The sequence below is a fragment of the Rhizobium sp. BK661 genome (genome assembly GCF_024808825.1).
Lineage (GTDB): Bacteria > Pseudomonadota > Alphaproteobacteria > Rhizobiales > Rhizobiaceae > Rhizobium.
In genome coordinates this window covers 19,886-32,445 of record NZ_JANTYT010000029.1, presented here as the reverse complement: position 1 = coordinate 32,445, position 12,560 = coordinate 19,886, and the positions used below count along the sequence as shown (strand labels likewise).

The following is a 12,560-nucleotide window of genomic DNA, read 5'->3' as shown; positions in this document are numbered from 1 at the left end:
CCGGACAGCCGACAAGGGCTACCCATACTGGCCTCTTCGTCTCATGAGGTTCTTTCGTCCTTCGGCAGACCTACGTCTTGTCGGATATCCACCGTCGCCCATCTTTCACGGTTCACAACCATGGAGGAAGTGGTGCCTGACTGGTTTGACAATATCGGCGTTCAAGGCGACTTGCTGCGAAACCTTACCGCGTTGTTGGCTGCCTATATCCTTGCGCTACCGATTGCATGGGATCGGGAACGGAACGAGCGTAGTGCCGGCCTGCGTACCTTCCCGCTTGTCGCCATCGCAGCCTGTGGATTCATTCAGGCGGCCGAAACCGTGACCAAAGAAAATGCGGAAGCGACAGCCCGTATCATTGAAGGGATCATCAATGGGGTCGGATTTATCGGTGGTGGCGCGATACTGGTCGGAAAAGCTAGTATTCGCGGCACGGCAACGGCCGCAAGCCTATGGGCAACCGGTGCGATCGGTGCAGCAGTGGGATTGGGCGCCTACGAGACTGCCATCGTTCTCTCAATCGCGACTTTTGCGACCCTGCGGGTAATGGCGAACTTCAAGGTTGAGGCCCAAGTGAACGAAGTTAGCCCCAAGAGCCTGTCCGAGGATTTTCAGGCAAAGGAATAGTTTCCAAAGCGATGCTCCGCAGCTCGGCGGTGGTACGATAGGTGTCATGACGGCAAGCTCCATGAGTCTCAATTCGTAGGATCAAACCCAGTTCTGCGTTTCGTTTTCGAGGGATGCCATGAAGAGCGTCTCGAATGACGCTGGGATGCTGCTGTCCCGCGCGAGGTCACGCTTTCAACGATCTACACACCGATGGCGGCTATCAAATGCGATGGCCGCGCAATTCAGATCCCAACAGGCGAGGGACTTCGCATGCCTGCTCGATCTCGATCCCGATGTCGTTCGATGGAGAGCTGCGCCGCCGCCGCCGCGTGACGGGGACGACGAATACCAGCTCGACTCCTAGTGCTGACCGTCGCGGGCGGATCCTTCCTGATCGACGTCGGCCAGGAGGAGCCATCGCCGCCGGTCTGGCTATCCAGCGCGATCGAATCCATGGGGCCCCGTGGCGATGATCGAATTCGCCGACAGCTTTCGACTCCGGAATGCGCAGGATCTTCTCCGATACGGCTTTTACCGAGCGCCGCTCGGTGACACGATTCGCCTCGTGGCCGGCCTCGAGGAGATGGGATCGTTGACAGTCGCCGAGTGCATGTCGGGTGAGGGAAGGGCGACCTATGCCGACGGTGGCCTCGCTTGTCCTCCGAGGATTCTTGGAGATCGATCTGGATGAAGCCCTGATCAGCCCGGAAACGCGGGTGCGCCGGATACGGGATGACGTGACGCGCCATCGGGCGCCAGCCGACATCTTCTTCAATCCGGAATCACACAATGAAAAATATTTCTCGCGACGGGCACGATTTCTCGCTGCCCGAATTCCTCGCATACGCGTCCATCAGCGGCGCCATCCGACCGTTGAAGCGTGCCACTCGCTACGCCATCGGACTAATCGTTCCCGACTGGGATCGCAGGGTCACCTACATGCGGGCAGCGCTCGTGGTGATCGACCGGGAACTTGATTTCCGCTTCCGGGATCAGGTCAAGGCGTTCGATCACGAAAAGGCGGAATCCTCAACCGACTCCGTGTTGGACATGCTGCAGAACACGAAGACGATCATCCTCTTCAAGTCGGCAGAAGCGTCCCATCGGATCTCCGGCACGCTCTCGATGCAATCGTCCACGTTCCGTCTCCCGACAGTCGCCTGATGCGCGGCGTGGTTCGGTGGGCATACGGTATCGGTGTCACCGATCTGCAAGCGAAGGCGCTCGCGAGATCCAACTGGAAACGCCTGAAGCTTGCGATGACACGAGGCCGGCCGATCTCGCGCGCCTTCGCAATCGTTGAAAAGATGGCGCGGGAGGAACCCTCGGCATCAAAGCAGACCAAGGATCCCGAAGCGCTCTCGCAGGTGCGCCTCGAAGACATGGAGGGGCTACGGCGAAGCGAAGGAGTGGGGGCTCGATCTTGCGCGAGAGCTCGCCGACTGGCGCGCGGGGACGATCTCCTGGGAAGACGTCGACAAGGGAATGCTGCTGTCGGGTCCGCCAGGGACGGGCAAGACAATGTTCGCCCGCGCGCTCGCCGCCTCATGCCATGTCAAGCTGATCGCCACTTCGTACGCCAAGCGGCAGGCGAAGGGATATCTCAACGACTTCCTGAAGGCCATGCAGAAGAGCTTCAAGGCAAGGATGCTGCGCCAGCGATCCTGTTCATCGACGAGGTCGACGCTTTCGGATCTAGGGATGGCGCTCAGGGTAGCAATGCGTCCTACGACATCAAGGCGATCAATGGCCTCCTAGAGTAACTCGACAGCATCGACGGCAGGGAGGGTGTTATCGTCGTCGCTGCCTGCAATCATCCCAAGATGGTCGATGCTGCGATCCTGCAGGCAGGATGGCTTGACCGTCACGTCGAGATCTCGCTTCCAGAACAGAGCGCGCGTGAGGCCATCTTCAGGATGCATCTGCACGACAGCCTTGGCGCCGAGGACTATTGAGACTTTGCGGCGGCGACTTCTGGCCTGTCCGGTGCCGAGAGGGGCGATGGGCTACCATCGTCGCTACCGGGACCCGTGCTGAGCTGCAGTGCGGACGGGTTGGCGAGTTCGCTCACAGTTCCTCGGGGGGCGGAGATGCCATAAGACCGTCCGAAGCAAGCAAAGTGCGCGATATCTTTATTCCGAACCTCCATATCGACACCGTCAAGGTCCAAAGCCGGAACTTCCACTAAAGCTGCTGGCGAAGGGGAGGGCGTTTTCCTTGAGCACTCAGGAACTGGGCTGATCGGACCGTCGCGTGACGAAATGTTGAGGAGCCATCGGGACCGTCGACCACCGTCACCATTTCAGATTCCGCAATAAAATCGAAACAACTGGCGCAATTGTGAGCGCCCTACGCTTGCGGCACTATCCGCCCGTCAGACGAACTCAGCGTCGCCTGATGCCTCAACGAAGAAGCCGCAGGTAGCCGAGAATGACGCAGACCTTTTCTTCCATGACGCGCAGGAGCGCACTCCTTTCCGCCGGTGCCGCCGTCGCAGCCATGGCGATTTCACCGTCTCTCAATCTTGCAGCCGAGGCTGCATCAGCATCCAGCTCAACCGAAGGAACCAAGACAATGGCATATTTAACCACCAAGGACGGCGCCGAAATATTCTACAAGGACTGGGGTCCGAAGGACGCGCAGCCGATCGTCTTCCACCACGGCTGGCCGCTGTCGTCGGACGACTGGGATGCCCAGATGCTGTTCTTCCTGTCGAAGGGTTATCGCGTCGTTGCGCACGATCGCCGTGGTCACGGACGTTCCGCTCAGGTTTCCGAGGGCCATGATATGGATCACTACGCCGCGGATGCCTTCGCCGTGGTCGAAGCGCTCGACCTTAAGAATGCCGTCCACATCGGTCACTCCACCGGCGGCGGTGAAGTCGCTCGCTACGTCGCCAAGCACGGCCAGCCAGCCGGCCGCGTCGCCAAGGCGGTTCTCGTTTCCGCCGTACCTCCACTGATGCTCAAGACTGAAGCGAATCCTGAAGGTCTGCCGATGGAAGTCTTCGACGGTTTCCGCTCGGCGCTTGCCGCCAACCGCGCGCAGTTCTTCCGTGATGTTCCGGCTGGTCCCTTCTACGGTTTCAATCGGGATGGCGCGACAGTCCAGGAAGGCGTGATCCAGAATTGGTGGCGCCAGGGCATGATGGGCGGCGCGAAGGCGCATTACGACGGCATCAAGGCGTTCTCTGAAACTGACCAGACGGAAGATCTGAAGGCAATCACGGTTCCAGCCCTCGTCCTGCATGGCGAAGACGACCAGATCGTGCCGATCGCAGACTCCGCACTGAAGTCTTCCAAGCTCCTGAAGAATGGCACGCTCAAGACCTATCCCGGCTTCTCGCACGGCATGCTGACCGTCAACGCCGATGTCCTGAATGCCGATCTCCTGGCCTTCGTGAAGGCCTGATCGGTCCGGCGGCGGGTGCGGCCTCCCACGCATCCGTCGCCTCCATGAACCACGAGTGCCCACTCGGCGCGCCATCATTCGATGAAAGGAATCTACGATGACGAACAGCAACCCGTCCAAGAAAGTAGAGAACCATGGCGTCGCCTGGGAGCGCGCCTTCGGATACGTTCAAGCCGTGCAGGTCAAGGACACGATCTATGTCTCGGGCCAGTTGAGCCACGATGGCAACGGCAATCTTGTCGCTCCGGCGGAACTCGATGAGGATAAGCGGCCTGCGGACTTCTCGCAGATGGAGAGCCAGATCCGCCAGACCTACATCAACGCAAAGACTCTGCTCGCCAGATATGGTGCGACCCTCGACGATGTCATTGAAGAGACACTGTACGTGCTTGATGTTCCTAGCGCGTTTGCGGCTGGATCCAAGGTCCGCAAGGAAATGTACGGTACGGATGTACCTCAGTGCGCCAGCAACCTAATCGGGGTTTCGGCGCTGGCTTTCCCCGAACAGATCGTCGAAATCACTTTCCGGGCAATCATCAACCGTTCCGCTGATTGATCGGGCGGCAGCTACTCCATGAAGCGCCGGAGACGATGGGCCTCCGGCGGCAAACCCGTTGAAACGGTTCACACGATGCCAAAAACACCGGCCGCCAAGGCGCCCGCACCTGCTACCATGGAACTCACCCCCGACCTCGTCGCCACGACCATCAGAATTGTCGAAGACGAGGGACCGGAACCCAATTGGAACCCGATCTCGCCCGAGCAGCTCGACGACCTCGTCAGCAGGGTTGAGGAAGAGGCTGATGACGAGGAGATATGGGTGTTCGCGTACGGATCCTTGATGTGGAATCCGGGTTTCGAGGTGGCCGCCAGCGAAGAGGCGGTCGCTTACGGCTGGCACCGTGCGTTCTCGTTGAGGATTGAGCGGCTCAGGGCCACCTCCGACGCGCCCGGTCTCATGCTCGCGCTTCGGCCAGGAGGAAGCTGTTCGGGTCTTGTCCTCAAGCTTCCGTGCACTACCAAGAGGGAGAATCTGCGTACTCTTCTGGCGCGAGAGATTCGGTATGCCGAAGTGTGCGATATGGTGCGTTGGGTTGCGGTCAAGACACCGACGGGTGTGCGGCGCGCGCTCACGTTCTGGGCGAGCGGCAGGCAATCTCCGCTCACGGAGAAGATCCCGCTCGAAGAGGCGGCAGGGTTGATCGCCCAGGCATGTGGACCTGCCGGATCTTGCGCGGAGTACCTGCATCGGACGGTTTCAGATCTGGCGGATCGCAAAATCTATGATCGAAACCTGTGGCAGCTACAGCAAATAGTCGCAGCTAGGCTTAGAGCATTCCAACAGCATGATCGAAGCTGAAAGGCGTGTGCCAGATCATGGTGACGGGCATGTGCGTGCGTCAGTCCAACATGACCATCTTTGCCGCGACCTGATCCTCGAAGAACTTGGAGAATGACGCAATCCTTGGCGGGAGGGCTTGGTAGGGCGGGTAGAACAGCGTCAGCCACAGGTTCGGCGGCGCCCATCCCTTGAAGACGTGGACAAGGCGACCGCTACTGATGTGATCGGCGATGTTGAATCCTGGAAGCAGCGCGACACCCGCGCCGTCGGCGGCCATGTCCGCCAGAACCTCTCCGCTGTTGGCGCTGAAGGCTCGACCTGCCGAAATCGTGATGCTTGACCCGCCGTCGGACAGCACCCAGTTCTCACGCCGGCTTTCGCCGCTGTACGCGAGGCAGTCATCGGGCTTCAGTTCGTTTGGGTGCTGCATGTCGGCGAATCTGCTTCCGGGAGCGGCGACCAGGATGCGCGTCACCACCCGGATCTTCCTCCAGATCGTGAACTTGTCCGAAGGCTGCGACGAGATGCGGATCGCCAGATCGTAGTCGTCGTCGACGATGTTCACCAATCCATCGGACAGCGAGATCTCGAAGCTCATCTTCGGATAGCGCTCCTTGAATCCTGAAAGGATCGGCGGGAGCACGGTCTTGCCGAACCACGTTGGCGCACTGATCCGAAGCCGTCCCTCATCGGCCTTGTGCGCGTTCATCATCTCGCACCGCGCGTCTTCGAGCGTCTTCACCGCGGGCTGGATCTGCGCGGCAAAGATCGCGCCATCGGTCGTCAAAGAAACCTGCCTCGTGGTGCGCACAAAGAGCTGTACGCCGAGTTCTGCCTCGAGCGCGGCGATGGCACGCGTTACGGCTGCGGGTGTCATGTCCAGTTCGCGGGCTACCTGCGCGAAGTTCCGCTTCTCGGCGGCAAGGAGGAAAGTTCGAAGGGCTTTGTAGTCGTTCATATCATTGTTTCAAATTTAGCAATTCAATCACAATGAATATTGCAATTCCGCGCTGTGATCAACGGGTGTACATTCATATCAACACTTGAACACCAGCGCTGATTGAAAGGCACAGACATGATCCAGGACATCAGGGGACTTCACCATGTGACTTCGCTGGCATCGGACGCGCGGCAGAACAATCGCTTCTTCACCGACACGCTGGGCCTGCGGCGCGTCAAGCAGACTGTCAACTTCGACGATCCGAGCGTCTACCACCTGTACTACGGTGACGAGAATGGTTCCGCAGGCACGGTGATGACCTACTTCCCATTCCCGAACATGATGCTTGGTCGTGCGGGCGTGGGTGAGGTCGGTGAGACGCAGTTCTCGGTTCCAAAGGGCTCGCTGAAGTTCTGGCAGGATCGCTTCGCGGCTCAAGGTGTCGACGGTCTGGAAACGGATACTGTCTTCGGTGCCAACCGTCTTCGCTTCATGGGCCCGGATGGCGACGGTCTTGCGCTAATCGAGACCGCCGACGACAACCGCTCGCCATGGCGGGCGGGTGGAATTCCCGACGATGCGGCCATCCGCGGTTTCGCCGGCGCTCGCTTCAGCCTGCACGATACGGCTGCGACGGAAGAGCTGCTTGGCTTCATGGGGTACCAGCGCGCCGAAAAGGACGGCGACGTGACTCGCTTCATCATTCCAAACGGAAACGGAGCGGACACGATTGATCTTGCATCCCTGCCGAAAACGCCCTTTGCGCGTCAGGGGGCGGGATCAGTTCACCACATTGCGTTTGCCGTCGACAACCGCGAGAAGCAGCTCGATGTGCGCAAAGCGCTGATGGACACGGGCTATCAAGTCACACCCGTCATCGACCGCGACTACTTCTGGGCCATCTACTTCCGCACGCCGGGCGGTATCCTGTTCGAGGTCGCCACCAACGAGCCTGGGTTCAACCGTGACGAGGACACCGCGCATCTCGGAGAAGTTCTCAAGCTCCCGAGCCGATACGAGGACTACCGGGATCAGATCCAGGCCAACCTCGTGCCGCTGGCAGCCTGACGCGCTCTTTCGTGCCATGAGGACCTCGAGCGCCGCGAACCACTGTGATTGCGGCGCGTTCAGTGCGTCCTGCTCGAACGGCCATAGCAATGGGCGATGTGGGCGTTCAGGGCGAGTGCGATATGTGCGACGAGCGACTGGTCCACCTCATACTCGCCAATCAGGGGAAGTAGTGCCGCGCCGATGTCCCGCACGGTCGGATCGTCGATGCCACGACAGACAGCCAGATCGTCGACAGGGGATTCACCCGTCTGCTCCGCAAGCTCGGCCAGATGCTTGCGTGGGAGATGGATCACGAGTGCTTCGAAATGTCCGCGGACGGCGATCGCAGCGCCATTTTCCAGGTTGACGAGACAGATGGATCCTTCGGGATAGATCCTAAGCGGAGATGGCGGTCGATCCTGCCAGATGTCCGAATGCTCGACATCGGTTAGATAGAGCACGATGAGAAACGCCTCGTCGGCCGGGATTACGACTGCAGGATCATGCTCGGCGTAGTCGCGAACGACGTGGGCCATCGTCATCTCGGTATCGCGGAAAGGTCTCGTCACGAGAGTGCGAGCATTGCCTGCCTGGAACCATTCGCCTATCTTGTCGGCGACCGACGATGCTTCACTCACAATGAACTCGTATGAAAAGGGCCTGAAAGTCGGATGGATGTTCCGGGCCGCTGGTTAGCAATTTTCCGTTCAATCCACCGTTGTGGCGCGCCCGGCCGCATTAGGATAGAGAAGTACCTCGATCTTTCCGGGAGGTGATGGGGAAAGAAACAGCTTAGGCGAACTGGAAGGTAGCGTGTTTGCTGAGGAAATCCACCACTCCCTTGGAAAATCCCGGCAACGAATCGACCGACAGCTTCGGCTGCCCGTTCGACAAGCTCTACAGGAACCAAACAATTCGCGGCGCGGGTCTCACCGTCTTGCGCAAGGGGTCACGTGACGCCTTCCTGCAGCAGGTCTCCACGCCCGCCAGCGACCGTGGATTTGCCGTCGGTGTCTCGACGCTTCCAGGCCATACCCGCCGCATTTTCCATGAGCACCACGCGACAACGCATGTCTTCGACCACGACTCTGTCTACATCCGCAGCCTGGGAGAGGACTACAAGGCCGATCTCGCGGCTCCCTTCGATTTCCTTCTCCTCGAGATTTCTCCCGACTCGCTTGCCCTGATCGCCGATGAAGCCGATCTCCCGACAGTATCGGCGCTGAACACTATCACTGCCCATCCGGATCCCGTTCTCGCCAACCTGGCACGCGCTCTGATACCTGCGCTCGAAAACCCGGAAAAGGCCAGCAGGCTGTTTGTCGATCAACTGACGGCAGCCATTGGAACACACGTCATCCAGCAATACGGCGAGCGTGCCGTCTCAAGCGGATCGAGATCGCGCAAACTCTCCCGCGCCCAGGAGAATGTCGCCAAGGCGCTCATCCTCGACAATCTTCACGGCAACGTCTCGATCGCGGAGCTCGCGGAAGCTTGCAGTCTTTCCCGCGGTTACTTCATCCACGCATTCCGCGAAACGACGGGCGTGACACCCTATCAATGGCTGCTGCGCGAGAGGATTACCCGGGCACGGACGCTGTTGCTTGAGACGGACGCCTCTCTCTCCGAAGTGGCGATTTCCTGCGGCTTCTCGGATCAGAGCCACTTTACTCGCGTGTTCGCGAATGTCGTTGGCACGACGCCCGGTATCTGGCGGCGAACCGCGTGACGCGCATGGAAGCGCTTGGCGCACGCCAAGATTTGCCTGTCTTTTGTTCTACGCATCTGACTATCTGACAAGACCTTCCTCCAATGTCGCGCGAAAATCCGTTGCATCGGGTGAGCGGCGGGCGCTTCCCGTGACCAAACGGGGAAGTGGACCTAGTGGGAATTGTTGCGAAATCCGTAATTCATTCACAATCAATATTGCAATTCCGTGCGGTTATCCGATGCGTTAGGTTTCTGTTCAGCAGCCAATGACAACGAGTGAGCGGAGCCACACCGATCCGCAAACACTTCAAGGATTGCAGAACGAGCGCCGTGCGCTCCGATCGACGCTGCTGCCCATTTCTGACACCGCAACAGGCGGTACAGCAACCGAAGAGGAATTGACCCATGTCGAAGCTCGAAGTCCTGACCCCCGCGAACACCCAGCTCATCTTCATCGACCAGCAGCCGCAGATGGCGTTCGGCGTCCAGTCGATTGATCGCCAGGTACTGAAGAACAATGTCGTCGGCCTCGCCAAGGCCGCCAAGATTTTCAACGTCCCCACCACGATCACCACGGTCGAGACGCAATCCTTCTCGGGCAACACCTTTCCGGAACTACTTGCCGTCTACCCGGAGAACGACATTCTCGAGCGCACCTCGATGAACTCCTGGGACGACCAGAACGTCCGTGACGCGCTGGCGAAGAACGCCGCCGAGGGCCGCAAGAAGATCGTCGTCTCCGGTCTGTGGACGGAAGTGTGCAACACAACCTTCGCACTCTCGGCCCTGCATGATGTTCCAGATTATGAGATCTACATGGTCGCGGATGCTTCCGGCGGCACGTCCTCCGACGCGCACAAATACGCGATGGACCGGATGGTTCAGGCAGGCGTGATCCCGGTCACTTGGCAGCAGGTCCTGCTCGAGTGGCAGCGCGACTGGGCTCGCAGGGAAACCTACGATGCTGTCACCACCCTCGTGAAGGAGCATTCCGGCGCATACGGCATGGGCATCGACTACGCCTACACGATGGTTCACGGCGCAGAGGAACGTGTCAAGCACGGCAAGCGCATCGGCCCGAACCCCGCCAAGTAAGGGCCTGATCAGGCCGCTCCGATAACCCCGTCGGAGCGGCCTTTCTCTAACCGTGGAGGGCATCCCGTGAAAATCTATCTTCTTTCTCTCGGTGCAGGTGTGCTTGTGGGCATCGTCTACAGCCTCCTGAACGTCCGTTCGCCGGCTCCGCCTGTCATTGCCTTGGTCGGACTTCTCGGCATTCTGGTCGGCGAGCAGATCCTCCCGCTCGCGAAGTCGCTTTGGACAAAGGAGCCAGCAGCCGTTTCATGGCTCCATCAGATCAAGCCGCACGTGTTCGGCCACCTGCCTAAGGGCGGCGATCTTATCGACCTCGCCCATCAGGCGGAGGCGAAAGCGGAGGAGCGGAGCTGATGACGACGCGTCGATCCTTTCTTGGAGGCGCGTCGAGCCTGGCGTTCTCGAACCTCTTCTCCCCCGCGAAAGCCGCCGATCCAAACCAGACCGGAGTAGACACCATGCATCCCGACCTGATCCTCCACAACGGTCGCGTGACGACCCTCGACCGGACCAATCCGAACGCCACGGCGATCGCCATCAAGGACGGCCTGTTTCTCGAAGTCGGATCCGACAGCGAGATTATGGCGCTGGCTGGTGCCAGCACGAAGATCGTCGACCTCAGGGGCAAGCGCGTCCTGCCGGGTCTGATCGACAACCACACCCACGTCGTGCGCGGCGGCCTGAACTACAACATGGAACTGCGCTGGGATGGCGTTCGATCGCTCGCCGATGCGATGGACATGCTGAAGCGCCAGGTGGCGATCACGCCCGCGCCGCAATGGGTTCGCGTCGTCGGGGGGTTCACTGAACATCAGTTCGCCGAAAAGCGCCTGCCGACGATAGAGGAGATCAATGCGATCGCTCCCGATACCCCCGTCTTCCTGTTGCATCTCTACGACCGGGCACTCCTGAATGGCGCGGCCCTGCGCGCCGTCGGCTACACCCGCGATACGGCGAACCCACCCGGCGGCGAAATCACGCGCGATGCCAACGGAAACCCGACGGGCATGCTGCTCGCGAAGCCGAATGCGGGCATTCTGTACTCGACGCTCGCCAAGGGGCCGAAGCTTCCTCTGGACTACCAGGTCAACTCGACCCGTCACTTCATGCGCGAACTGAACCGCCTCGGCGTGACAGGCGTGATCGATGCGGGCGGGGGCTTCCAGAACTATCCGGACGACTACGCGGTCATCCAGAAGCTCTCCGATGAGAACCAGATGACGGTGCGTCTGGCCTACAACCTCTTCACCCAGAAGCCCAAGGAAGAGAAACAGGACTTCCTGAACTGGACGCGGTCGGTCAAATACAAGCAGGGCAACGACTACTTCCGTCACAACGGTGCCGGTGAGATGCTGGTCTTCTCGGCTGCCGACTTCGAGGATTTCCGCCAGCCCCGTCCAGAGATGGCTCCGGAAATGGAAGGCGAGCTGGAAGAGGTCGTCCACGTACTGGCGGAAAACCGCTGGCCCTGGCGTCTCCACGCCACCTATGACGAGACCATCTCCCGCGCCCTCGATGTGTTCGAGAAGGTCAACAGGGACATTCCGCTCGAAGGACTGAACTGGTTCTTCGACCATGCCGAAACCATCTCGGATCGCTCGATCGACCGCATCGCCGCACTCGGCGGCGGCATCGCCACTCAGCACCGCATGGCCTATCAGGGCGAATATTTCGTTGAGCGCTACGGCCATGGAGTGGCGGAAGCCACGCCGCCGATTAAGCGCATGCTCGACAAGGGTGTGAATGTCTCGGCAGGGACGGATGCCACCCGCGTCGCTTCGTACAATCCGTGGGTCTCGCTCTCCTGGATGGTGACCGGCAAGACAGTCGGCGGAATGCAGCTCTACCCGCGTGCAAACTGCCTCGATCGCGAGACCGCGCTGCGCATGTGGACCGAAAAGGTCACATGGTTCTCGAACGAAGAAGGTAAGAAGGGCCGTATCGAGAAGGGCCAGTTTGCCGACCTCGTGGTGCCGAACAAGGACTTCTTCTCCTGCTCCGAGGACGAGATTTCGTTCCTCACCTCGGAACTGACCATGGTCGGCGGCAAGATCGTCTATGGCGCGGGCGACTTTAAGACGCTCGACGAGAACGACATCCCGCCAGCGATGCCCGACTGGTCTCCCGTACGCAAGTTCGGCGGTTACGCGGCGTGGGGCGAACCTGAAGGCGCAGGCGCTCGCTCATTGCGCCGCACGGCGATCTCCACATGCGGATGTGCCAGCAATTGCGGCGTGCATGGCCATGACCATGTTGGAGCTTGGACATCCAAGCTTCCGATCGCCGACCTCAAGGGATTCTTCGGCGCGCTCGGCTGCTCCTGCTGGGCGGTCTAAACTCAGCTTTGCGCTCGGGCGGCCACGCCGCCGCCCGAGCGACCCATCGGATAATTTCAAAAACAGC

Annotated in this window: 14 protein-coding genes; 11 read left to right on the top strand and 3 right to left on the bottom strand. The window is 60.0% G+C overall.

Features of this window, described 5'->3' with window-relative positions; genetic code table 11:
• The first annotated feature begins 132 nt into the window (after nucleotides 1–132).
• The 3 genes from FHX16_RS29290 to FHX16_RS31730 all read left to right on the top strand — a co-directional run bounded on the left by FHX16_RS29290 (nucleotide 133) and on the right by FHX16_RS31730 (nucleotide 2,367).
• Nucleotides 133–627 (top strand): MgtC/SapB family protein, encoded by a 495-nt coding sequence (locus FHX16_RS29290; RefSeq protein ID WP_259131787.1) that lies wholly within the window; start codon nucleotides 133–135, stop codon nucleotides 625–627.
• 771 nt (nucleotides 628–1,398) lie between these two features.
• Complete coding sequence (locus FHX16_RS29285) at nucleotides 1,399–1,773, top strand: hypothetical protein (protein WP_183865050.1); 375 nt, start codon at nucleotides 1,399–1,401, stop codon at nucleotides 1,771–1,773.
• 321 nt (nucleotides 1,774–2,094) lie between these two features.
• Nucleotides 2,095–2,367, top strand: a complete 273-nt coding sequence (locus tag FHX16_RS31730) for an AAA family ATPase (protein WP_183865051.1) — start codon at nucleotides 2,095–2,097, stop codon at nucleotides 2,365–2,367.
• Here the strand turns inward: FHX16_RS31730 and FHX16_RS29275 are convergent.
• Complete coding sequence (locus tag FHX16_RS29275) at nucleotides 2,364–2,531, bottom strand: hypothetical protein (RefSeq protein WP_259131782.1); 168 nt, start codon at nucleotides 2,529–2,531, stop codon at nucleotides 2,364–2,366. The genes FHX16_RS31730 and FHX16_RS29275 overlap by 4 nt on opposite strands.
• Before the next feature lie 652 nt (nucleotides 2,532–3,183).
• Between FHX16_RS29275 and FHX16_RS29270 the strand changes: the two genes are divergently transcribed.
• From FHX16_RS29270 to FHX16_RS29260, 3 genes are all read left to right on the top strand, one after another.
• Nucleotides 3,184–4,020, top strand: a complete 837-nt coding sequence (locus FHX16_RS29270) for an alpha/beta fold hydrolase (protein WP_183759115.1) — start codon at nucleotides 3,184–3,186, stop codon at nucleotides 4,018–4,020.
• A 97-nt stretch (nucleotides 4,021–4,117) separates the two neighbouring features.
• The gene (locus FHX16_RS29265; RefSeq protein ID WP_183759114.1) at nucleotides 4,118–4,576 is read left to right on the top strand and encodes a RidA family protein; all 459 of its coding nucleotides are present in this window, start codon (nucleotides 4,118–4,120) and stop codon (nucleotides 4,574–4,576) included.
• Between the two features lie 75 nt (nucleotides 4,577–4,651).
• Entirely contained in the window at nucleotides 4,652–5,380 is a 729-nt protein-coding gene (locus FHX16_RS29260) for a gamma-glutamylcyclotransferase (protein ID WP_183865053.1), read from the top strand.
• 40 nt (nucleotides 5,381–5,420) lie between these two features.
• Here the strand turns inward: FHX16_RS29260 and FHX16_RS29255 are convergent, their stop codons facing one another.
• Entirely contained in the window at nucleotides 5,421–6,320 is a 900-nt protein-coding gene (locus FHX16_RS29255; RefSeq protein WP_183865054.1) for a LysR family transcriptional regulator, read from the bottom strand.
• Between the two features lie 117 nt (nucleotides 6,321–6,437).
• Between FHX16_RS29255 and FHX16_RS29250 the strand changes: the two genes are divergently transcribed.
• A complete protein-coding gene (locus FHX16_RS29250; RefSeq protein WP_259131778.1) occupies nucleotides 6,438–7,370 on the top strand; it encodes a VOC family protein in 933 nt (310 codons plus the stop codon).
• Between the two features lie 59 nt (nucleotides 7,371–7,429).
• Here the strand turns inward: FHX16_RS29250 and FHX16_RS29245 are convergent, their stop codons facing one another.
• Complete coding sequence (locus tag FHX16_RS29245) at nucleotides 7,430–7,990, bottom strand: hypothetical protein (RefSeq protein ID WP_259131777.1); 561 nt, start codon at nucleotides 7,988–7,990, stop codon at nucleotides 7,430–7,432.
• 203 nt (nucleotides 7,991–8,193) lie between these two features.
• Here FHX16_RS29245 and FHX16_RS29240 point away from each other — a divergent pair, with 203 nt between their 5' ends.
• The 4 genes from FHX16_RS29240 (at nucleotide 8,194) to FHX16_RS29225 (ending at nucleotide 12,493) form a co-directional block, all read left to right on the top strand.
• Nucleotides 8,194–9,081 carry a helix-turn-helix domain-containing protein gene (locus FHX16_RS29240; protein ID WP_246712846.1) on the top strand — a complete coding sequence of 296 codons (888 nt, stop codon included), beginning with the start codon at nucleotides 8,194–8,196 and terminating at the stop codon, nucleotides 9,079–9,081.
• 386 nt (nucleotides 9,082–9,467) lie between these two features.
• Nucleotides 9,468–10,157, top strand: coding sequence for a hydrolase (locus tag FHX16_RS29235; RefSeq protein ID WP_183759109.1), 690 nt, complete (start codon nucleotides 9,468–9,470; stop codon nucleotides 10,155–10,157).
• A 66-nt stretch (nucleotides 10,158–10,223) separates the two neighbouring features.
• Complete coding sequence (locus FHX16_RS29230) at nucleotides 10,224–10,511, top strand: XapX domain-containing protein (protein ID WP_183865057.1); 288 nt, start codon at nucleotides 10,224–10,226, stop codon at nucleotides 10,509–10,511.
• On the top strand, nucleotides 10,511–12,493 hold the full coding sequence (locus FHX16_RS29225) for an amidohydrolase (RefSeq protein WP_183865058.1): 1,983 nt from the start codon (nucleotides 10,511–10,513) through the stop codon (nucleotides 12,491–12,493). The genes FHX16_RS29230 and FHX16_RS29225 overlap by 1 nt, the downstream gene beginning before the upstream one ends.
• The last annotated feature ends 67 nt before the right edge of the window (nucleotides 12,494–12,560 follow it).

Bases quoted from the DNA above. Each gene is read 5' to 3' on its own strand.
- FHX16_RS29265 (WP_183759114.1), top strand. From the start codon at position 4,118: ATGACGAACAGCAACCCGTCCAAGAAAGTAGAGAACCATGGCGTCGCC.
- FHX16_RS29255 (WP_183865054.1), bottom strand. From the start codon at position 6,320: ATGAACGACTACAAAGCCCTTCGAACTTTCCTCCTTGCCGCCGAGAAG.
- FHX16_RS29225 (WP_183865058.1), top strand. From the start codon at position 10,511: ATGACGACGCGTCGATCCTTTCTTGGAGGCGCGTCGAGCCTGGCGTTC.
- FHX16_RS29235 (WP_183759109.1), top strand. From the start codon at position 9,468: ATGTCGAAGCTCGAAGTCCTGACCCCCGCGAACACCCAGCTCATCTTC.
- FHX16_RS29285 (WP_183865050.1), top strand. From the start codon at position 1,399: ATGAAAAATATTTCTCGCGACGGGCACGATTTCTCGCTGCCCGAATTC.
- FHX16_RS29275 (WP_259131782.1), bottom strand. From the start codon at position 2,531: ATGCATCCTGAAGATGGCCTCACGCGCGCTCTGTTCTGGAAGCGAGAT.
- FHX16_RS31730 (WP_183865051.1), top strand. From the start codon at position 2,095: ATGCTGCTGTCGGGTCCGCCAGGGACGGGCAAGACAATGTTCGCCCGC.
- FHX16_RS29260 (WP_183865053.1), top strand. From the start codon at position 4,652: ATGCCAAAAACACCGGCCGCCAAGGCGCCCGCACCTGCTACCATGGAA.
- FHX16_RS29250 (WP_259131778.1), top strand. From the start codon at position 6,438: ATGATCCAGGACATCAGGGGACTTCACCATGTGACTTCGCTGGCATCG.
- FHX16_RS29270 (WP_183759115.1), top strand. From the start codon at position 3,184: ATGGCATATTTAACCACCAAGGACGGCGCCGAAATATTCTACAAGGAC.